The organism is Vibrio sp. R15-SG3-ISO1A, from assembly GCF_059833955.1.
Genome location: NZ_JCBDGH010000088.1, coordinates 38,242 through 58,252, shown reverse-complemented (window position 1 = coordinate 58,252; position 20,011 = coordinate 38,242). Strand labels below are relative to the sequence as shown.

The following is a 20,011-nucleotide window of genomic DNA, read 5'->3' as shown; positions in this document are numbered from 1 at the left end:
TCTTGGGTTCAGTGCTAACAAAATAGGCCATGCAAAAACCACTGCCGCTGCGGGGTGCGATAGACCCACAACCAGCGCCCAACCTCACTGCGAGCGATGAAGTAATCCCGAGTGATGCTGTCACCATCCCACCATCCGGTTGCAATGCGTTCGGGTCCTTGAATCAAGGTGACGTTCTCTTCCAGTGGCTGAGCGTTGTCGAGTAACACCAAAGGGCGAAACTTCGGCGTAGCCAGAGAGGTCGGAACGGGACGCTCTGGCTCGCGCAGCGCCAGTGATTTTTCCGGTCTAGGATCGGCGGTGAGGGCGATTTTACGTACCTGCTGCGTGCCCAACTTGGCTTGCAGTAGGCTGATGAGCTCCAACTCGCTCTGTTGGCCCTGCTTTTTGCCAAACAGGTTGGGGCTGGTGGATTCTAATTCGCCGCCGCGTACTAACTTGAGTGTCAGTCCTTGTACTGGCGCGTCGAGTTTCATCGACTCTAACGTCAGCTGGCACAGCGTCATCCAGCGCGTGGCCAGATAATCACCACTGGCGGAGGTAAAGTGAATCTGCGCCTCTTGTCTTTCCCGTTGATGCAGTGTGAGTGTGAGCTCATAGGCCACTTGATTGCGCAGCATAAGAAAGGTTTCCAGTTGATTGAGCAGGCGCTGCAAAGGGCGAGTGAGCCACGCAATGGTCTCAATCTCAAACAGCAGTTCCAGATAGCGCTGGAAGGACTCGGGCGGATGGTAGAAATCCACGGGATGCTTAAATTGACCCATCAAGCGCCCCACATAGTTGACCAAATCAATATCAAAGCGGCGGGCAATATCTTGCATTGGCAACGCCAGCAACTGTTCGAGTGTGGTTATCCCGACGCGCGCGAGTTTATCCACTTGCGAGGGGGCGAGTTCGGTCGCGTGCAGAGCAAACGGTAAAAGGGCTTGATGGAGTCTCTCTTGACGCTCTTCAATCATGTCTGTACCCGATTTGGCCAATAGCATGGCACAGAGCGGAGAAAACCCCGTGGCATAATGATAGTGAAGGCACATCGGCGCGTTGCTATCGCTCTCTTCTGTCTCTTTGCCATCCAACGACCAGCGCGTGAGGTGCTGACTGAGCTGCTGCCAATACTTATCCAACCCCTCGTATAAGGTCAGCATATCGGTGACTTTAAGTAGCAAGCCATTGGGGGGGTAGAGCGCAATGTCAGAGGTGACGAAATAGAGCCACTGCGCCAGTTCCAGTAACAGCTTATGCTCGACATCGGCATCATAAGGGTGCACTTGCAGAGTCGGGCAAAGTGCACTGGCGCTGCCCAGCCCCATGCCGGGTTGGATCCCTTGAGCATGAGCCGCTGCATTTAATTGCACAACCCGAAAGCGCTGAGGATCGACAATCACCAGCGGATCACCTTGCGGCGTGTGAAACAGCGCGTCCAGTTGCAAGGACGGAAAATGGAGATACAACCAGAGCGTCATCGTTAGCCTTGCTGCCTCAGTGGAAAGGGGAGAACGTCAGCGCTTGATGGCGAGCGAGCGTGCGTCAGTGCTGGCCAAGTGCGGCTCATATCCAGGACAAAACTGGCGTGTGGCCATCCGCCGCGGCGTTTGGTGATAGTGACCTCTAAGCCCAAAGGGTGCGGGCGCAGGGCAAGGCTTAAGCTCACCGGCAGTGATGCCTGGCTGTGCTGCTCGGATTTGAACAAAAAAGACAAACTATCACCGCGTTCACTGGCGACTTGCAAACGCCGAGCTTGGTGCACTTCTAACTGGCTCGACCATAACAGCACATTGCTGCAAGCGCCGCTTTTTAAACATTGTTCAGCGGCCCACAGCGCCTCTTTGTGCTCGCGTGGGTAGAGGAGCAAAATCTTATTCATATCGAACCCTTCGCGGATGAGCTGCTCGGCGCATAGATACCCCGGCGGCTGAATAAAGACCGACAACCGCTCTTGAGTGGTGTTTCTTAGATGGGGAAGCAACAGGCGCAGCTCACCAATCGCAGCGGGCGAGCTCAGCTCCACCACACCTTGCTTCGGGAAGCCGCCGCTGAGCTTTTGATCAAGCAGATCATAGCCAGTGGTGTAGTGGTCTTGTTCTGCTAAGGTTTGATTACCCTGCCAAAGCCATTGTTTTTGCTTAAGATGTTCGATCAGTTCATACATAATTATTTACCTGTATATATATACAGTATAATTGTTTATCAACGATCGACAAGATCCTTGTGGTGTGAGTGAATAAAAAAACGCCTCACACAGAGTGCGAGGCGTTGAGAAGTCGGCGTTTATTGGTGATTATTTTTTCGGTTGCGCGTCAATACACTGCCCGTTGACGGCGCGACCTTCTGGTGCCATCAAGTAGAGATACAGGGGCATCAGATCGAGCGGTGTTTTGAGCAAATCGGCATCTTCCGCTGGGTAGGCTTTTGCGCGCATGCCTGTGCGGGTCGCGCCTGGGTTGATGGCATTAACACGAATAGTCGAGTCACTGAGCTCATCCGCCAACACTTGCATCATGCCTTCGGTTGCAAATTTGGACATCGCATACGTGCCCCAGAACGCGCGGCCACTGTGACCCACGGTGGATGAGGTAAAGACAATGCGCGCATCGTCGGATTGACGCAGCAAAGGCAGCAGGGCCTGTGTCATCAAAAAGGGCGCTTTGACGTTGACTTGCATCACGTCGTCATAGGTATCCTCACCGATTTGATCAAACGGACTGATCACGCCAAGCAAACTGGCGTTGTGCAGCACACCATCAAGACGTCCAAACTGGCTCTCAATCGTATCGGCCATATCCAGATAGTTTTGCTTGCTGGCGCCTTTCATATCTAGGGGAATAATCGCTGGCTGAGGGTAGCCAGCGGCTTCGATTTCGTCGTAGGTGGCTTCGAGTTTTTTGACGGTGCGGCCAAGGAGAATCACCGTTGCGCCATGCTCTGCATAAGAGAGCGCCGCTTGTTTACCAATACCGGCTCCCGCGCCAGTAACCAGAATAACCTTACCTTTCAGGGCATCTGAAGAGACAGCATAATCCACGATGTGCATCCTTATTGTAATCTTCTGCTTTAAGTCTTCGTGACAAGGTGGTTACAATACACCAATTCGCCTAGGAGAGGATATTCACATTGGAATTTTTGTTGGAGTACGGGCTGTTTTTAGCCAAGATTGTGACTGTTGTGGTCGCGATTATTGCGATTTTAGTGATAGCCAAAGCCGCGGGTGGTAAGAGTGGCAGTGCGAAAGGTGAACTGGAGGTGACCAACCTCAGTGAACAGCATAAACACACTGTCGATACCCTCGAACATCATCTGCATGATGACGCGTTTTTGAAGGCGCGCGACAAGGCGGAGAAGAAGAGCCAGAAAGAAGAGACCAAAGCGCGCGAGAAAGCCATTAAGCAGGCCAGTAAAGCGGGTGAGTTAGACAGCCAGCGCGAGCCGCATCTTTTTGTGTTGGATTTTAAGGGCAGCATTGATGCGAAAGAGGTGGCTTCGCTACGTGAAGAGGTGACCGCCATTCTTGCCGTGGCCCGGGAGGGAGACGAAGTGCTGCTGCGTCTTGAATCGGGTGGTGGCATGGTGCACGGTTATGGCTTGGCCTCTTCGCAATTGGATCGCATCAAGCACGCGGGCATTCCACTGACCATCGCGGTCGACAAAGTGGCGGCCAGCGGCGGTTATATGATGGCGTGCATTGCGGACAAAATTGTCTCGGCACCGTTTGCGATTGTCGGCTCTATTGGCGTGATTGCCCAGTTGCCAAATTTCAACAAGCTGCTAAAAAAGCATGACATCGACTATGAGCAGCTGACTGCTGGTGAGTACAAACGCACCCTCACCATGTTTGGTGAAAACACCGACAAAGCGCGTGAAAAATTCAAACAAGAGCTTGAAGAGACGCACGATCTCTTTAAAGACTTCATCCGTGAACATCGTCCAGAGTTAGCGTTGGAGAAAGTCGCCACCGGTGAACACTGGTTCGGCACACAAGCGCACAAACTGGGCTTGGTGGATGAAATCAACACTTCCGATGACCTTATCGCCACAGCTTGCAAGGAAAAGACCGTGTTGGCGATCCATTACACACAAAAGAAAAAGCTGTCATCCAAGCTGGCCAGCATTGCCGGAGAAGCCGCCGATAACGTGCTCATGAAGCTGATGGATCGCGGACAAAGACCGATTGTGTGATAAAGATAGATGCTTTGGTAACACGACGTCTAAAGCCTAACTCCCAAAAGCCCACTTCGGTGGGCTTTTTGCTGTTTGGTATTGGTACGGAGCCAATGTGTAGCTCGTTACTGTATGAGGAATAACCGATATTCCTCATAAAATATGCACTTCGCTACACTCGCACGAGCATGCTTATTTGTCTCCGAGGAATTATGAAATTTCGTACCAAACTGATCGTAGCAGGATCAGCGATATGTTTAGTGTCGTTGAGTCTATTATCGACCCTTAACTACCGTGCATTGAGTAAAGAAGTGGAGAGTTCTATCTCAACAATGATTGACCTCTCGATGAAACAGGTAGCTGATAATTTGTCGGAAACCATGAAGGCTAAATATGACTTTGCTGATTACCTATCGGAGTTGACGGCGAACGCACCTCAAGAGAGTGTTCATACTATTTTCAATCAATCGGCACTGAATCATGTCTTTGTTACCGCCGGAGTCGGATATGAAGATGATGGCCGAATTGTGCACAATGATGCTAGTTGGACGCCACCGAGTGACTGGGATTCTCGCACTCGCCCTTGGTATGTGGACGCAAAGCGCGTGGGTCAACGAGTGGTGACAGAGCCGTATGTGGATGAAGGCACAGACGCAGTACTGATCTCTGTGTCACAACCGATTTACCAGAGTGGTCAGCTTGAGGCAGTGAGCTTTTTTGATGTTGACCTTTCTGTGTTGTCAGCCACTGTCAATGAGGCTGACGTGCCACACAGCACGCTATTCATTGTTCATGAAAATGGCACCATCATTGGTCACCCAAACGCGCAATTTAATGGTCAGCCTCTGACTCGTTTCATTGCAAATGGTGCGATTAGCAATGATGTTAAGATCTTGCCTGTAAATGGGCGAGATTACTATGTCACCTACCAGCCAGTGCCTGATACGCGCTGGTTTGTGGGTATCTTAGTCGATTTTGAGCAGACACATCTTCCTTTGCAGAACATGAGAACAAGCTCGATGATCATTGCCACTCTCTTGATGTTCCTCAGTTTAGCGGTTTTCTTGGCGATCATCGCTTGGCTAACCCGCCCATTGCGTCAACTGAGTGCAGCGATGGACAACGTTGCAAGTGGCGATGGTGACTTGACCAAGCGTCTTGATACCAATACCGATGAAGAATTTAGCCAGCTGGCGAAAAGCTTCAACAACTTTGTTGCGACGATTCAAGCGCTGATTAAAGACAGCCAACGCACAGCGCACGATGTCACTCATGTGGCGGAGTCGACCAATATCGCGGCGAACGATTCACGAATGCTGCTGGACACTCAAGTACAAGAAGTGGAGCAGTTGGCGACTGCGATGAATGAGATGTCGACGACCTGTGCATTGGTGGCAGAGAACGCACAGAGCGCGGCGCACGCTGCGCAATCGGCGGATCACGCTGCAGAAGAGGGCACCAGCATTGTCTCGCTGACGTCTGATTCTATCCAAACGCTGGCTCAGCAGATGGAGCGCGCGTCGAAAAGTGTCCGTGAACTGGAAGCCTCAACCGACAGCATTGAATCTATCGTCAGCGTGATAAATGGCATTGCTGACCAAACCAACCTGCTTGCATTGAACGCAGCGATTGAAGCGGCGCGTGCGGGCGATTCAGGACGCGGTTTTGCGGTAGTGGCGGATGAGGTTCGCACCTTAGCACAGCGCACAACGGAATCGACTACCGAAATTCGCGCTATGATTGAGCGCTTACAAGCGGGCGCGAACACAACGGCCTCGGCGATGACTCAGAGCTACGATCTGGCGATGGAGACGGTAGAGCACGCGCACAGTGCCAATGAATCACTGCATCGCATTAAAGATGCGGTGTCGCAAATCACCGAAATGAACATCCAAATTGCCTCCGCGGCGGAAGAGCAAAGCTTGGTGGCTGAAGAGATCAACGGCAACACGGTGAACATCAAAGATCTGTCGAGCCAAGTAGCAGAGCGCACGTTGGAAACGTCCAACTTAGTCGAGCAACAGACGCGCCTTGTAGAAGAGCAATCATCAGCACTCAACAAGTTTATTGTCTAATCGAAATGGCCCCAGCTTAATGTTGGGGCTTTTTTTGAGCAGTGAGCGTGCGTTAACTGGCTTTTAAAGTGCGCACGAAGGGCACACCATCGTTATCATGGTGAACCGTGGCATCCACGTTGTAGATGGACTTTACCAGCTCTGTGGTCAAAATCGTATTGGGCGCGCCGCTGGCGACCAATTGCCCCTGCTTGATGACCAGAAGATGGTCGGCGTATTGCGCCGCCAAATTAAGATCGTGCAGCACCATAATGCTGACAAACTGCTGCTCGCGTGTCTGTTTCACTAAGTGATCAAGCAAGACATGCTGGTGGTGAAGATCCAATGCGCTAACGGGCTCATCAAGTAACATGATCTGCGGGTTGCGCATGATAGCTTGGGCGAACAAAATCATCTGCCGTTGACCGCCACTGAGTGAGCTAACGTTACGATTCGCCAAATGGGCCATGCCAATACTGTTGAGAATGTGCAGCCCTTGCTTGAGTAAATCATCATCAATGCGCAAGCTCAAACTATCGAGCCTGCCCATCAGTACCACTTCTATCACACTCAAACTCACTTCAAGGTGAATGTCTTGCGGCATGTAGCCAAAGCGAGCACGCCAGCGAGCGAGAGCTTTCGGGTTGAGCGTGGTCTCTTGATGACGAATGGCACCTTGAGAGAGGTCAATATCGCCAAATAGCGCTTTCAAGAGTGTGCTCTTTCCGGCGCCGTTGGGACCCAGTACCGCAGTGACTTGGCCGGGATTGAGCTCAAAGCTGATGTTATCCGCCAGCGTGAGATTATCGATATGAATGTGAATATGATCCGCAACCAGCACCATTAACCTCGCTTCGCCAAGATAAGCCAGAAGAAGAAAGGCACGCCAATAATGGCGGTGACTATGCCAATGGGAAATAGCGCGCCTGGCACGATGATTTTAGATAGCACAGAGGCGCCTGAGAGCAAAAATGCCCCAACCAAAAACGACATCGGCAAGAAGAATCGCTGATCTTCACCCACCATGGATTTCGCCATATTGGGGGCGACAATGCCAACAAAACCGATGATCCCAACAAAACTGGTCACGGTTGCGGTGATCACCGCGACGATAAACAGAGTTTTTAATCGCAGCCGTTTGATGTTAACGCCAACGCTTTTTGCCCGCTCTTCCCCAAGGCGCAGCGCGGTGAGTTGCCACGCATCTTTCATCAGCAACACGCCGCCCAATAAGACCACCGCCGCAGTAATGGCTAGGTTATTCCACGTTGCTTTCGACAGGCTACCAAAGAGCCAAAATAGAATTTGCTGACTGAGTTCAGGGGAGGAGACAAACTGCACCAACGAGAGCAGCGATTGAAACAAAAACAGCAGCGCAATGCCGGCAAGAATCAGCTGGCCAGAGCTAATATGACGCACCGATGCGAGAGAGAACAAAAAGCACGCCGACAGCATACAACACAAAAACGCGCCAAGTGGCACCGCATAGTTGCTGCTGATCCCCCAAGATCCCATGTACAGAGTGATGGCCGCGCCAAAACCAGCGGCGGCGGCCATGCCTAAGGTGTAGGGGCTTGCCATGGTGTTGTTCAGTAGCGTCTGCATTTCTGCACCGCCAACGCCAAGTGCGCCGCCAACGACGATCGCCATCAAAGCGATGGGCAAGCGCAGGTTGGTGACAATGATTTGCGTGGATGCATCGACTTGATACGGCAAGCCAATCCATTCCAATAATGAGTAGAGGACTTTGGATGCATTGAGCATCGAAGGCCCGGTCATGATGTCAAAAACAAACGTCATCACAATCAGACAAGCAAAGGCGATAATGACGCCTACGCGTTGCTTCTCATTGCGGCGCTGCTGCTTGATTAACTGTTCTAAGGCGACAGATTCCACGTCATCTTACCTGTACAAAAGGGCGTATTCGCATAAATAAAGGTGGTGATATTATCATTAATGATAGTTAGTTGCATTATCATTAATAAAGGGATTAATATGTCGCAAAACAACAAGGAATTGACCCAATGATTAAACAGTTAATGATGTTTGCCGCACTCTGTTTTAGCGGTTTCACTTTTGCCCAAACCACCACAGTAACTGACGTTCTAGGACGTGAGGTGACCTTTGATGCGCCGGCGCAACGAGCCGTCGTAGGATTTTACCCTGAAGATTATATGGCAATAGGCACGGAAGCGGCGTATGACCATGTGGTTGGCATGTCTAAATACATTTGGCAAGCACGTTCGGCGAGCTGGGCGGAGTATCTCAAGCACCGCCCCTCTCTTGATGAGATCCCCGAAATCGGACGTGTAGACACCAACACCTTCTCGGTAGAAAAAGTGATCGGCTTGAACCCAGACGTCGTGCTACTGGCGGATTGGCAGTTTAAGGCACTTGAATCGGATGTTGAGCGTATGCAAAGTGCTGGAATCGCGGTGGTCGTCGTGGATTACAACGCTCAAACGGTGGAGCGCCATGTGCAAAGCACTAAGCTGATTGGTGTCATCACTGGTCAGAAAGCGCGCGCACAAACCATTGCTGATGAGTACCAGAAAAACGTCGAGATGATCAGCGATCGTCTAGCGAAAGCCAACCTGCCTAAGCCGCGTGTCTACGCCGAATATGGTGCGGCGGGCGTGAGTGAAACTGGCTACACCTTTGGCAAAAACATGTGGGGTGCGATTGCGACCATGGCGGGCGGTGACAATATCTCCGCTCCCTACGTCGAGTGGTGGGGCAAACTCAACCCAGAGCAAATCCTCGCTGCGAATCCAGAAGTGATTGTGATGACAGGCTATGAATCAGGCAGCGCCGATGACTCTATGGTCATGGGGCAAGGTGTGGATGAAGCGCTAGCGAAGCAGCGTTTAGCCGGATTTCAGCAGCGCGTCGGTTGGTCAACCCTATCTGCGGTGCAAAACCAGCGTATGTTTGCGGCGTATCACGGTGCATGTCGTACGATTCTTGATGGCGCGATGATTCAGTTCTACGCGAAAATTCTTTACCCATCCCTGTTTAGTGATTTAGACCCTGCTGGTCAATACCAGGCGTTTTATGAAAAATACCTGCCGATTAGCCCAACCGGCACCTTTATGACTGAGTTATAAGAGCTCAGCTGTTAGGCTGGTTACGCTCTTTTGGGCAAGTTGAATAAGCGTGCTGCCCTCAACGAAAGCCGAAGTGAACCGTATGTCGGGTCACTTCGGCTTTTCTGTCATTACTGATCCTAGAGAGCGTCAATTTTCTTCTTTTCTGACAGAGTCGATTTGTCTGGTATCTCCCGAACTCGTGTCATACTCTTCCTACAAAATTTAAAATTATCTATATTTAACAATTAGTTACAATCAAGATGCCAAACGTGCTCGTTTGACTTTGCTTCCTATATCCCTAGTCTTGCCGATCAGTAGATTAGGAAAGACTTATGATGCCACGTTTTCAAACACGATTTCACATGCCGCGCCTGCGCGTGATGGCGCTGTGCGCGCTCTGCCTGCTTGGTTTAGGTACAGGTGAGGTGAATGCGACCAAAACTGCGCCAGTAGCGCCGACCAGCGAGCCACAAAGGGCGACGTTGGTGTTTGGTATCGTGTCAAAAGAGGGAGCGATGGGTACCCACCGCGATGGCATCAATGCGTTTGATGCCATCAATCAAGACTATCTGGTCAACATCGCCAACGCGCTGAAGTTGAAGGTAGAACTGAAAGGCTACCCGACGGTGTCTGCACTGCTGGATGCGATTGAGCGTGATGAAGTGGTCGGGGCGGTGGGCTTTAGCCACACCGAGGAGCGAGCCAAGCGATTTATCTTCTCTAAACCTTTTTTCACTAGCAGTGTGGCGGTGTGGTACGCCGATCGTCACCTCGCCAAACATGCGCCTGAATCTCTTGCTTGGTCATGCATTCGCGGCACTTCCCATTGCGAACAGCTCAAATCGGCGGGCATTGATAACATTCACTATGCCCGCGATCTTGATGATGCCAAGCAAGCGATGGAGTTGGGATTGAGTGATGCGCTTATCTCCAGTTTCGTGGTCTTAAACACCTTTCTTGATGGCCATGACATCGTCAAAGGTACATTGGCGACGCCAGAGTGGGTCAAGAGCGAGAAAGTGCGCTTGATCACCACCGCCAAATATCAAAGCCTTGTCGATCGCGTCAATCAGGTGCTGAATTTAGAAGAGCAGGGAGATAACGTTCGCTCGATAGTCTCCGACAACCCTTATCACTCGGTTGAACTCAAACTGAACGATTTTCAGCGTACCCATAGCGCCGAACAGCCGATCACTTATAGCGCCGCGACCACCGCCTATCCGTTTCTGTTTCGTGGTGAAGACGGCAAGCTTGATGGCTTTTTGCATGATTTCTTCCAACTGCTTCGCTCGCGTACAGGGCTCGAGTTTACCCATGTAGAGCCTGATCATCTCGATGAAGGGAGCTTGTCAGGCTATAACGCCGATTTGGTTCCTGTGGCGTATACCGATGAAAAACCGATGGCGAAGTGGCAACTGACTGAGCCCTTTTTGTCACTCAACTATGTTGCCGTGACCCGTGAAGGTGACGTGCCTCAACATCACGGGCATGACATTGTCGGCGTTTTGACCAGCAGTGAGCACCAAGGATTTGTTCATCTTACCGGGTGGCGCGATCGCCAGATCAAACAATACGACACACTGAAAACGCTGATTGCAGATTTGAAATCTCAAGCGATTGATTTTGCTTATATCCCTAAAGATATCGCGCACGGTTTGGTGGTACGAAGCGATGTCGGCGGGCTCGAAATCAATGAACGTGAACCTCTAAAAGTGCACCTTGCGTTTGCGGTGAAAAACTCCCCGCAGTTGAAGCGATTGCTCGACAGTGTATTTAGCACCATTGACGTTAACGAGATGGCGAAGCTGATGCGAGGCTATCGCCAAATCAACTTCATCTACGGCTATGACGACAAGCAAGTGGTGCAGGTCGCTGGCGCAGTGCTGACACTGGTGTTGCTGGCGGCGCTACTGACCTACTTTATTATCTCTAACCTCAGGCTCAAAGTGGGCTTGGCTGAGGCGAGTGCAAATCAAGAAGAGAACGAAAAAGAGTGGTTGAAGACCATTATTTCAGAGCTCGACAGTTGGGTATTTATTCATGACAGCCGCAACCAGATGGTGCTGAGTAACTGCGAGCACGTTCAACGTGGCGATTGCAGCGGGTGCAGTGTGGCCAGTCGCAGCGCGCAGTCGCCTTTGGTCGATAATGCGCAAGAAGTGGAGCGGGTATTGGCGGGTGAGCGGATCGCGGATTATCACCAAACTCAAGATTGTCGTCTGTCGGTGGCGCACATTTTCCGCCAACGTAAAGTGATCACGTCTCCGAGCTCAAACAATCGCTTTGTGTTGACGGTGCTCAACGACATCACCGAGCACAAAGCGAAAGAAGCCGAGCTTCTCAAAGCGAAGCAACATGCGCAGGAAGCGGTCGTCTCTCGTGAGCGCTTTTTGGCAACCATGAGCCATGAGCTGCGCACTCCCATAGCGGCAGCGCAAGGGCTATTGGAGCTGATGCAAACCAAGCCGTTGCATGCTGACGTGTCTGAACTGGTGGAACAAGCCAAACAATCGACCCGTCACCTCAATCAGCTGGTGGATGAAGTGCTCGATTTTTCCAAATTGCATGCCAATCAGTTGCGTGTGAATCCGGTTGAGACCGACCTGCTTCAGGTGGTGGGGGAGACGGTTCGTTCCTTTGAAAGTGCAGCGCAGAGCAAAGGACTGGAGTATCGCGTGGCGTTTTTACCCTTTGCCCAGCGTTATGGCGTGATTGATGATGTGCGAGTGGTGCAAATCATCAACAACTTGATGTCTAACGCGATTAAGTTCACTCAGACGGGCTTCATTAAAATTGACGCATCCGCGACTGACCGGGCACTCAACGTGACGGTCTCTGATAGCGGCATCGGAATGACGCACGGCCAAATAGAAAAGATTTTTCAACCGTTTACCCAAGCCGACGATGGCGTGACGCGCCAATTTGGCGGCACCGGTTTAGGACTGAGCATTGTCGATAAGCTGGTGGCCTGCATGGGTGGGTCACTCAATGTTGAAAGCATCGTCAATGTTGGCAGTGTGTTTCGCTTACAGCTGCCACTCAAACGCAGTGCTCGCTTAGATCCGATATTGAGCGATGTGACCTACAACGAATCAGGTTTACCTGTAGAAATGACACAGTGGTTTCGCGCCTGGGGGCTGAAAGCCTGTGAGAGTAACGCGGATGTGATGATGCTTGAAAACCATCATCTTCAGATTCGAGGTTTGAGTGATGACGTAAATGAGATGCCGAGTCAGCACTATCGCTACCCTCATCTGGTGCTTAAAGCCTTGACGGAGCGCACGCGTCAGACATCGACCTCCACGTCAGCAGCTAAGGATGCGCCAGCAAGTCCCGCGCTGTGCGGACGTGTTTTGGTAGCGGAAGATAACCTCATCAATCAAAACATCATCGCGATGCAACTGGCTGAGCTGGGCGTTGACGCCAAGATAGTCGATAACGGTGAACAAGCGTTGGTTTATCTTGCTCAGCACCAGGATATCGATGTGCTGCTGACTGACTTTCATATGCCCATTATGGACGGTTTTGCCTTGACGCGTCACATTCGTCAAGACTCGACGCTGAGTGTGTTACCCGTGATTGGCCTCACCGCAGAAGATTCGCGAGTGGCGACGGAGCTTGCCAGCCAAAGCGGCTTGGACCATGTCCTTTGCAAGCCTTATTCAATGGCGCAATTACGCGCTCTGCTTGGCTTGTATCTGCCCGCAGAGGCGAACGAAACCCGCGCCATGCCTGCTTGGCTTGCTCAGTTAAGCGAAAGCGAACAAGCCGAATTTGCGGCGCTGTTTGTGCAGTCGATGAATCAAGATTTAAAGGTGCTGCGAGGCAGTGGTGACATGGACGTGCTCCGTAAGGCGATACACAGCATTAAAGGCGGCTTGGCAGCCGTTGGGCTCACGTCACTGGTGACTCAGTGTCAACACATAGAGCACTCTTCTGCTCACTCATTCTCTCAGGGAGTCGCGTCATTGATTGATAGTCTGACGCAAGAGGTAGCTGCGGTAGACCGCTGGAGAACCCAATCATGACACACACAGTGATGTTATTAGACGACCACCCCTTACAGCTAAAAATGCTGGACAGAGCGCTACGCCAACTCGGGGTGAGTGATATTCACAGTTTTACCTCGGTAGATGCGGCGATGGCGTCAGTGAGTGAACGGGATTACCAGTTGATCTTGTGTGATTTGAGCATGCCCGATCGAGATGGTATCGACATGCTTGAAGCGCTCAATGAGGTCGGTTTTGCTGGACATGTCGCCATTCTCAGTGGGCTAGATCAACCCGTACTCTCTACGGTGAAAGCCATGTGCCAAGGTTACAGTTTTGACCTCATTGCCCAGATCAGCAAGCCTTTTGTTGAGGCTGAATTAAGCGCTCTATTTTCCTACATCAAACCGGCCCAGCGCACATTCGTTCAACGCGCGCTAACGCTAACGGATGCGGAGTTTTTGCTCGCATTGGCTGCGGGGGACATTTGCAATTTTTATCAGCCTCAAGTGGATTTCAATACTGGTGAGGTAGTAGGCGTCGAGGCATTGGCGAGATGGCAACACCCAGAGCATGGCACGCTCTTTCCCGATACCTTTCTTCCTATGGTGGAGCGATGCCAGTTGTCGAACGAGCTGTTTGATACCGTATTACTCAACGCGCTTGTGGATATGCAGCAGGGTTTGCTGCCCGCCAAAGTCTCCGTGAACGCCGATCAAGCGAATCTGGAGAACCCCAATTTTGCCGATCATGTGCTGACGCTGTGTCGTCAGCACCGAGTGGATCCGCAGCGTCTGACGATAGAAATCACCGAAGAGTACTCGTACCAGAAAAATCGTGCGCTATACAAAAACTTAGCCAAGCTGCGCGTCAATCACATCAATGTCGCGATTGATGATTTTGGTACAGGCTACTCCTCGTTGGAGAACTTGTATGCCTTCCCATTTAACGAAATCAAGATAGACCGCACCTTTGTGCTTGGTCTTGAAAACGACACCAAAAAGCAGCGCATCGTGACGTTTATCAGCCAACTTGCGCAATCTTTCAACATTCATGTTGTAGCAGAAGGTGTGGAGACGAAGCAATCGTGGGATGTATTGCGCGGGTTGAGTGTGCATACCTGCCAAGGCTACTTGGTCAGTAAACCTGTTCCTTTGGCAGAGCTGCCGCTTTGCCAACCTAATTTAGTAGAGAGCTTATTATGAGTAAATGTCGCTGTTTAGTGTTTGATGACCATCCACTGGTGGGAGTGGCGATTCGCGCCACCATCTCAACCTTACCCTTTATTGACAGTGTCTCTGTGGCCAACAACGCCAAGAGCGCGCTCAATACTATTAAGTCAGGGGCAGTGGACTTACTTATCTTGGACATCAATCTCACCGATGTCGATGGATACGATTTCTACCGCCGTATTAAGTCTCATGGCTATCGCGGTAAGGTCTTGTTCTATTCGGCGGAAGAGAGCGCGTTGTTCAGCGAATTAGCGTTTAAAGCAGGCGCTGACGGTTATGTGTGTAAGTCGGAGCAGCAAGAGATCTTGCGTGATGCGGTAGAAGGGATCTTCAACGGCTATACCTTCTTCAAGTTCAAATCAACTCCGAGCCCTGAGCGCGAGAAAGTGGAGCTCTCCAATCGTGAAGCCGTCGTGATGAACCATTTATTGCGCGGAAAAACCAACAAGGAGATCGCGCATATTCTATCCATCAGCGACAAAACCGTGAGCACCTATAAGAAGCGTCTTTTAGACAAATATGGTGTGGGTAATTTAATGGAGCTCAACAAGGTCGCGGCATTATGATTAGCAAAAAAGTGAGTCGTGTCAGCGTGCTGACGAAGTCTTGCGCGTTGGCATTCATCGCCTATATCTTACTGTTTTTTGCCTACTCCTATGTGCAAGTCAGCACGAAAAAAAACGACTTCAAGCTGCTGACGGAAAGCATCGATACTCAAAAGCAGCGCCTGATTTACACCTCTTTGTTTGTGAATACGGTTTTTCATATTGATGAGGCGGTGTTGGAGGAGATGTACAACAATATCGGCCAATATGCCATTAAGACTTACGTTTACCCGCTGACCGGAGAGTCACACCAGCTGAATCGCGATGAGAAAGTGGTGTTGTCTTCGCTGATTTATGCCTTTGGCAATATGAATGCGTTTTTACTCGATGATCGCTCTGCGACTTACTACCAGTCGTTTCAAGGGCAGGGAAAGTTCATCTTTTTCAGCGATATGGGGCAAATTGACTTGGGTACACGCGCCATCCACGATCAGCGCTGCGAACGCTTTCGAACTTGTTCTCGATTTTCCACCGCAGAGGCGCTTTCGGATCGCTTAGTGGTATCAAAAATCTACCAGGATATGATCTCAGGCGAACCAACAATAACGCTGTCGAGCCCCGTGTTGCATCGTGGTGAAGTGATTGGCGATGTGAGCGTAGATATGTACGCCTTTGGTTCAAAATTTGGTGAAGACGCGACGTACAGCTCAGGCAGTGTAGGCGAGCTTAATTATGTGCAAATCAGTTACCCAGACTACCCGTTGGCAGAGCTGGGCTTTCGCTCGCACTACGTGATTGATAACAAATCGGTGCTCAGTTTCAATTATCCGGTCAGCAAATTGTTGCTCGATACGTTACCCGCCTTTTTCTTGCTTTGGTGTGTCTCACTACTTGGGGTGAATCACTATGCCAAACTGCGAGAGGCGAAAGCCAATATCGCCAAAGTGTACGAAGAGTCACACCGTGATGAGATGACAGGGCTGTATAACCGCAAGGTGTTCAATACTCGCAAGTTTATAGAAAAAACGCACAGTGAAACTCTGGCTATCTTGGCCGTGGATGGCGACAAACTCAAAACCATCAATGACGAATATGGACACCATACCGGCGATGAAGCGATTAAACACATTGCCAACGCGATGAAGCGTGTTTTCCGCGACTCCGACTATCTTGTTCGCTCGGGCGGTGATGAGTTTCTCGCCATTTTGCCAGGGTGTACTCCGCCTCGTGTGTTGGAGCTCAAAGAGAAGTTGCAACAGCAGGTATCGGCTCAGTTGTTAAGACCGATGAACATCGCGGTGACCGTGAGCGTGGGTGTCGCGTTTAAACGGCCAGATGATGAGCTAGACCATGCGCTGATCATGGCGGATGAAAATCTCTATCAAGACAAAGGCAAGCGGGGGTAAGTAAGAGGTGATGCAGCAAATCCAGCCTAACGATCACACGGCGTGGCTAGATGCCTTCGAGCCAAGCACAAGGCCGATGATGGCGCAGTGCTATATCGATGTGATGCAAGAAGACGCCACCGGTTTAACGCAAGCGCTTGAACGGGCGGATGCAGTGACCGTTCGCGCTCTGCTGCATAAGATCAAGGGCGGCGCGGCGATGGTGGGTCACCACTTATTGGCGACTGAGGCGCATCACTTATTGCAAGCCAGTTCTCTATCGGTGCAGGGTGAGCCGGCGCTTATCCTATTTTCACGAAACCTAAGCCAAAGCATTGAGCATGTCGTGAACTGGCAATCGATGCCGACATCGGAGGAGGCAGGGCCATGAATGGGATCAATGTTAGCCAGCTTAAAGTATTGGTCGCGGATGACTCGCGTTTAGTGTGCAACTCTATCTTGTTGATCCTAAGAGAGATTGGCTTTGATAGCAGCAACGTTGTTTGTGCCTATCGGCCAAATGAGGTGATTAATCACTGCAAGCAGATTGCGTTCGACATCGTGATTTGTGATGTGAACTTCAATAGCCAGATCAACGGCTACCAACTGCTCGAAGAGTTGCATCACTTACAACTGCTCAAAAGCGATCTCTTTTTCGCCTTTTTAACCGGTGAAAACCAACCGCAAATCGTGCGTACCATCATTGACTGTAACCCGGATGATTATTGGCTTAAGCCCTTCAATAAGCCCTTTCTCTCTGCGCGTCTTTACAGCGGTCTCAAGCGGAAAAAGGCACTGGCGAGTGTCTATGCCGCTATTTATGCCAAGCAATACCAACAGGCGCTAGAGGTATGTGATGAGCTGCACCCGTTTCACCCGCAGTATGGGCGTCATCTTGGCCACCTGAAAGCCCAATGCTATGCCCAGTTAGGTCAATATGAGGATGCAGCCCAGCAGTATCGCGCGCTGCTCGATGAGTATGATTGCGACAGCGTGAAAACCGCATTGAGTAAAGTGCTGATTGAACAAGAAGAGATTGATATGGCAAGGGATGTGCTTAGTACCTTGTCGAATCAAGATAATAATCCCTACTACCATGATGGGATGGCCGCGGTGTGTGTGCGTAACGACAACATAGAGGGGGCGATAGGACATTTAAAATTGGCCACCAACCTGCTTGAGGCAGGGACAGAGCGCGAGTTGATTCTCTCCAATCTGTCGCTAGCGATTGCTCATTATGACGACGCGTTTTATTACATTAAGCGCTACAGCGAAAAGAACGAAAATACCTACCGGCAAAGTGAATACATCACGCTCAACACGGTCCGCAGTTTTCTCTATCGAGCCGTTGATGAGGATAAGCCCGCGGTGTTTGAAGCTCAGCGCTACCTCATCAATGGTAAGTTGGATGAGCTTGAAAAGTGCCGTCATCTTGGTGTGCAAGTGACGTTGCTGCATGTGCATATTCATTGGTTGTCGCAAGATATGCGCAGCGCCGTGTCGCTCATCTCTGAGCTCACCGTTGATGAGCCACTGCATTTCTATGATTATTTTCATTGGCTCTATCTACTAGAGCACCTGTCGCTGTTTAACGACATTCCCGTGCTCTTACAGCAGGCCAAAATGGCGATTCGAGACGAGCAAATTGCCCATATTAAGAAGAGCCAGCACATCATGTGGGAAAATTTTGAAAGCCGCTTCAAAGATAAGCAGCGCCAAATTCAGCGAGTGAAAAGCATTATGGCGCAATGGAACGAACGCGACGAAAAAGAAGGCGAGAAATACTTAGAGCAATACGCGACGCTCAAAGCCCTGATGCCGAACTCCAACAAAGTGAGCATGGCGATCATCAAGCTACTCGCCAATAACCGTATCCGAATTCGCAACTATCGAGAGGTATTTAACTTGTTGGCGGATTGCCATCGAGTGGTTCTCTCGCAAATGTCGGCACAAGAGCGCAACAACAGCAATTACAAAAAGCTCTATGCGATGGCGAAAGATAATGTGATGGAGTATGCCTAAGCCACCGGAGTGACTTAGGCAGGATATTAAGCTTTGATACGCATGATCGGATGATATGGGTTAGAAGCCGCGCATTTGGATACGACGCAGGAACTCCGTCATCAGGCGGTCATAGAGAAGATCGCCGAGGAAAGCGTCTTCAACATGATGGTCAATACTTGGGTTGTCATTGACTTCAATCACGTAGACTTGACCGTCGATCTCTTTCAAGTCGACACCATATAAACCATGACCAATCAGATTCGCTGCTTTGACCGCCACATCGACGACATTCTTTGGCACTTGCTTAAGATCGAGCGTCTCAAAGCTACCAGATGAAACACGGCCACTGTTGTGGTGTTGGTAGATTTGCCAATGACCACGACTCATCATGTATTTACAGGCAAAAATCGCTTGGTGGTTCAAAACACCAATTCGCCAGTCAAAATCGGTCGGCATAAAGGCTTGAGCCAAAATTAATGCGCTTTTCTCAAACAGCGCCGCCGCTTCGCGTTCAAGCTCTTCTTGGTTTTTAACTTTCACTACACCGCGAGAGAAAGCGCCATCTGGAATCTTAAGCACCATAGGAAAGCTCAACTCGCTCAGCAAATCGTCTTGCCAGTCTGGGTCAAAGCGATTCAAAATCACGCTTGCAGGCGCAGGGACTTTGTTGTTTTTCAACAGCTCAGTCAAAAACACCTTGTTGGTACACTTCATGATGGACTCCGAGTCATCCATCACCACTAGGCCAAGCTTTTCGGCGGTTTTGGCAAAGCGGTAGGTGAAGTTGCTGATGTTGGTGGTCGCGCGAATAAACAAGCCATCAAATTCGCCAAGACGCGAAATGTCGTTTTTGCCAATCGTCTCTAGGTTCATCCCCAAGCGATCCGCTGCACGCTTAAAACGCTTCAATGCAGAGGCATCCGATGGCGGCATTTTTTCCTCTTCATCGACCAGCATTGCGAGGTCATAGCGGTATTTTTTCACCTGCTTGGGTTTGCGCCAAACTTTGTCTGAGAATAGCTCAAGCGACTCGATAAAGAAGTTTTCTTCTTGATCTTCTAGCTCTTGGAACGGGAAGGCCGCCACTGATTCGATTTGCCACTGCGTTTGGTGTTTGGTCATCTTGAGCTCGATGATCGGAATCATAAACTGCTCAAAAAGCTGACGGGCAAGTTTTTCAAGCCCTGCTTGTTGCGTACGGCCAAAATAGATCTTGCAAGACAAGGTCGTTAAGTCACTCGGCAGTTTACTCAGCTTGAGGAAATTAGATGACATCAACAGGGGTTGAGAAATATCATTGATGGCAGTGACCGTCGGGATCACTCGGTGACGACGGGCCTCGGCCATCAGCGAACAGTAGTAACCACTGCTCATGTAGCTGTAATCGCGGCATAGGTTGACCACTTGAACGTTACGTTGGGTGGTTTGCCAATCTCTGTCGAGGTATTGCGCCACGCTCACCACTTGTTCTGACGGGAAATATTGCTGCCAATCACTGGTTTGGTCGGCGACAATTAATAAGTTTGCCATCTATCTTGTTCCTTAATAATAACGCTAT

Annotated in this window: 15 protein-coding genes; 9 read left to right on the top strand and 6 right to left on the bottom strand. The window is 50.5% G+C overall.

Annotated features, from left to right (window positions below):
• Positions 1 to 14: 14 nt before the first annotated feature.
• The 3 genes from AC6R0L_RS15555 to AC6R0L_RS15545 form a co-directional block, all read right to left on the bottom strand.
• Positions 15 to 1,463 carry a Y-family DNA polymerase gene (locus AC6R0L_RS15555; protein WP_500629693.1) on the bottom strand — a complete coding sequence of 483 codons (1,449 nt, stop codon included), beginning with the start codon at positions 1,461 to 1,463 and terminating at the stop codon, positions 15 to 17.
• 2 nt (positions 1,464 to 1,465) lie between these two features.
• A complete protein-coding gene (gene imuA / locus AC6R0L_RS15550; protein ID WP_500629692.1) occupies positions 1,466 to 2,149 on the bottom strand; it encodes a translesion DNA synthesis-associated protein ImuA in 684 nt (227 codons plus the stop codon).
• A 129-nt stretch (positions 2,150 to 2,278) separates the two neighbouring features.
• Positions 2,279 to 3,022 carry a YciK family oxidoreductase gene (locus tag AC6R0L_RS15545; protein ID WP_500629691.1) on the bottom strand — a complete coding sequence of 248 codons (744 nt, stop codon included), beginning with the start codon at positions 3,020 to 3,022 and terminating at the stop codon, positions 2,279 to 2,281.
• Positions 3,023 to 3,111: 89 nt separating this feature from the next.
• Between AC6R0L_RS15545 and sohB the strand changes: the two genes are divergently transcribed.
• A complete protein-coding gene (sohB, locus tag AC6R0L_RS15540) occupies positions 3,112 to 4,173 on the top strand; it encodes a protease SohB (RefSeq protein ID WP_500629690.1) in 1,062 nt (353 codons plus the stop codon).
• A gap of 194 nt (positions 4,174 to 4,367) precedes the next feature.
• A complete protein-coding gene (locus AC6R0L_RS15535; RefSeq protein WP_500629689.1) occupies positions 4,368 to 6,230 on the top strand; it encodes a methyl-accepting chemotaxis protein in 1,863 nt (620 codons plus the stop codon).
• Between the two features lie 52 nt (positions 6,231 to 6,282).
• Here the strand turns inward: AC6R0L_RS15535 and AC6R0L_RS15530 are convergent, their stop codons facing one another.
• Positions 6,283 to 7,053: an ABC transporter ATP-binding protein gene (locus AC6R0L_RS15530; protein ID WP_334550851.1), complete on the bottom strand. Its 771-nt coding sequence runs from the start codon at positions 7,051 to 7,053 to the stop codon at positions 6,283 to 6,285.
• Positions 7,053 to 8,105, bottom strand: a complete 1,053-nt coding sequence (locus AC6R0L_RS15525) for a FecCD family ABC transporter permease (RefSeq protein WP_334568275.1) — start codon at positions 8,103 to 8,105, stop codon at positions 7,053 to 7,055. The genes AC6R0L_RS15530 and AC6R0L_RS15525 overlap by 1 nt, the downstream gene beginning before the upstream one ends.
• A 128-nt stretch (positions 8,106 to 8,233) precedes the next feature.
• Here AC6R0L_RS15525 and AC6R0L_RS15520 point away from each other — a divergent pair, with 128 nt between their 5' ends.
• The 7 genes from AC6R0L_RS15520 (at position 8,234) to AC6R0L_RS15490 (ending at position 18,471) form a co-directional block, all read left to right on the top strand.
• The gene (locus tag AC6R0L_RS15520) at positions 8,234 to 9,316 is read left to right on the top strand and encodes an ABC transporter substrate-binding protein (protein ID WP_500629688.1); all 1,083 of its coding nucleotides are present in this window, start codon (positions 8,234 to 8,236) and stop codon (positions 9,314 to 9,316) included.
• A 314-nt stretch (positions 9,317 to 9,630) separates the two neighbouring features.
• Positions 9,631 to 13,326 (top strand): ATP-binding protein, encoded by a 3,696-nt coding sequence (locus tag AC6R0L_RS15515; protein ID WP_500629687.1) that lies wholly within the window; start codon positions 9,631 to 9,633, stop codon positions 13,324 to 13,326.
• Entirely contained in the window at positions 13,323 to 14,492 is a 1,170-nt protein-coding gene (locus tag AC6R0L_RS15510) for an EAL domain-containing response regulator (protein WP_500629686.1), read from the top strand. The genes AC6R0L_RS15515 and AC6R0L_RS15510 overlap by 4 nt, the downstream gene beginning before the upstream one ends.
• A complete protein-coding gene (locus tag AC6R0L_RS15505) occupies positions 14,489 to 15,085 on the top strand; it encodes a response regulator (protein ID WP_487902371.1) in 597 nt (198 codons plus the stop codon). The genes AC6R0L_RS15510 and AC6R0L_RS15505 overlap by 4 nt, the downstream gene beginning before the upstream one ends.
• Positions 15,082 to 16,470: a sensor domain-containing diguanylate cyclase gene (locus AC6R0L_RS15500; protein ID WP_500629685.1), complete on the top strand. Its 1,389-nt coding sequence runs from the start codon at positions 15,082 to 15,084 to the stop codon at positions 16,468 to 16,470. The genes AC6R0L_RS15505 and AC6R0L_RS15500 overlap by 4 nt, the downstream gene beginning before the upstream one ends.
• Before the next feature lie 10 nt (positions 16,471 to 16,480).
• Positions 16,481 to 16,840 (top strand): Hpt domain-containing protein, encoded by a 360-nt coding sequence (locus AC6R0L_RS15495; RefSeq protein ID WP_500629684.1) that lies wholly within the window; start codon positions 16,481 to 16,483, stop codon positions 16,838 to 16,840.
• A complete protein-coding gene (locus tag AC6R0L_RS15490; RefSeq protein WP_500629683.1) occupies positions 16,837 to 18,471 on the top strand; it encodes a response regulator in 1,635 nt (544 codons plus the stop codon). Before AC6R0L_RS15495 ends, AC6R0L_RS15490 begins: the two co-directional genes overlap by 4 nt.
• Before the next feature lie 60 nt (positions 18,472 to 18,531).
• Here the strand turns inward: AC6R0L_RS15490 and AC6R0L_RS15485 are convergent, their stop codons facing one another.
• On the bottom strand, positions 18,532 to 19,983 hold the full coding sequence (locus AC6R0L_RS15485) for a RimK family ATP-grasp domain-containing protein (protein ID WP_500629682.1): 1,452 nt from the start codon (positions 19,981 to 19,983) through the stop codon (positions 18,532 to 18,534).
• Positions 19,984 to 20,011 lie beyond the last annotated feature (28 nt).

Bases quoted from the DNA above. Each gene is read 5' to 3' on its own strand.
- AC6R0L_RS15555 (WP_500629693.1), bottom strand. From the start codon at position 1,463: ATGACGCTCTGGTTGTATCTCCATTTTCCGTCCTTGCAACTGGACGCG.
- AC6R0L_RS15520 (WP_500629688.1), top strand. From the start codon at position 8,234: ATGATTAAACAGTTAATGATGTTTGCCGCACTCTGTTTTAGCGGTTTC.
- AC6R0L_RS15485 (WP_500629682.1), bottom strand. From the start codon at position 19,983: ATGGCAAACTTATTAATTGTCGCCGACCAAACCAGTGATTGGCAGCAA.
- AC6R0L_RS15490 (WP_500629683.1), top strand. From the start codon at position 16,837: ATGAATGGGATCAATGTTAGCCAGCTTAAAGTATTGGTCGCGGATGAC.
- AC6R0L_RS15530 (WP_334550851.1), bottom strand. From the start codon at position 7,053: ATGGTGCTGGTTGCGGATCATATTCACATTCATATCGATAATCTCACG.
- imuA (WP_500629692.1), bottom strand. From the start codon at position 2,149: ATGTATGAACTGATCGAACATCTTAAGCAAAAACAATGGCTTTGGCAG.
- AC6R0L_RS15500 (WP_500629685.1), top strand. From the start codon at position 15,082: ATGATTAGCAAAAAAGTGAGTCGTGTCAGCGTGCTGACGAAGTCTTGC.
- AC6R0L_RS15535 (WP_500629689.1), top strand. From the start codon at position 4,368: ATGAAATTTCGTACCAAACTGATCGTAGCAGGATCAGCGATATGTTTA.
- AC6R0L_RS15495 (WP_500629684.1), top strand. From the start codon at position 16,481: ATGCAGCAAATCCAGCCTAACGATCACACGGCGTGGCTAGATGCCTTC.
- AC6R0L_RS15510 (WP_500629686.1), top strand. From the start codon at position 13,323: ATGACACACACAGTGATGTTATTAGACGACCACCCCTTACAGCTAAAA.
- AC6R0L_RS15505 (WP_487902371.1), top strand. From the start codon at position 14,489: ATGAGTAAATGTCGCTGTTTAGTGTTTGATGACCATCCACTGGTGGGA.
- AC6R0L_RS15515 (WP_500629687.1), top strand. From the start codon at position 9,631: ATGATGCCACGTTTTCAAACACGATTTCACATGCCGCGCCTGCGCGTG.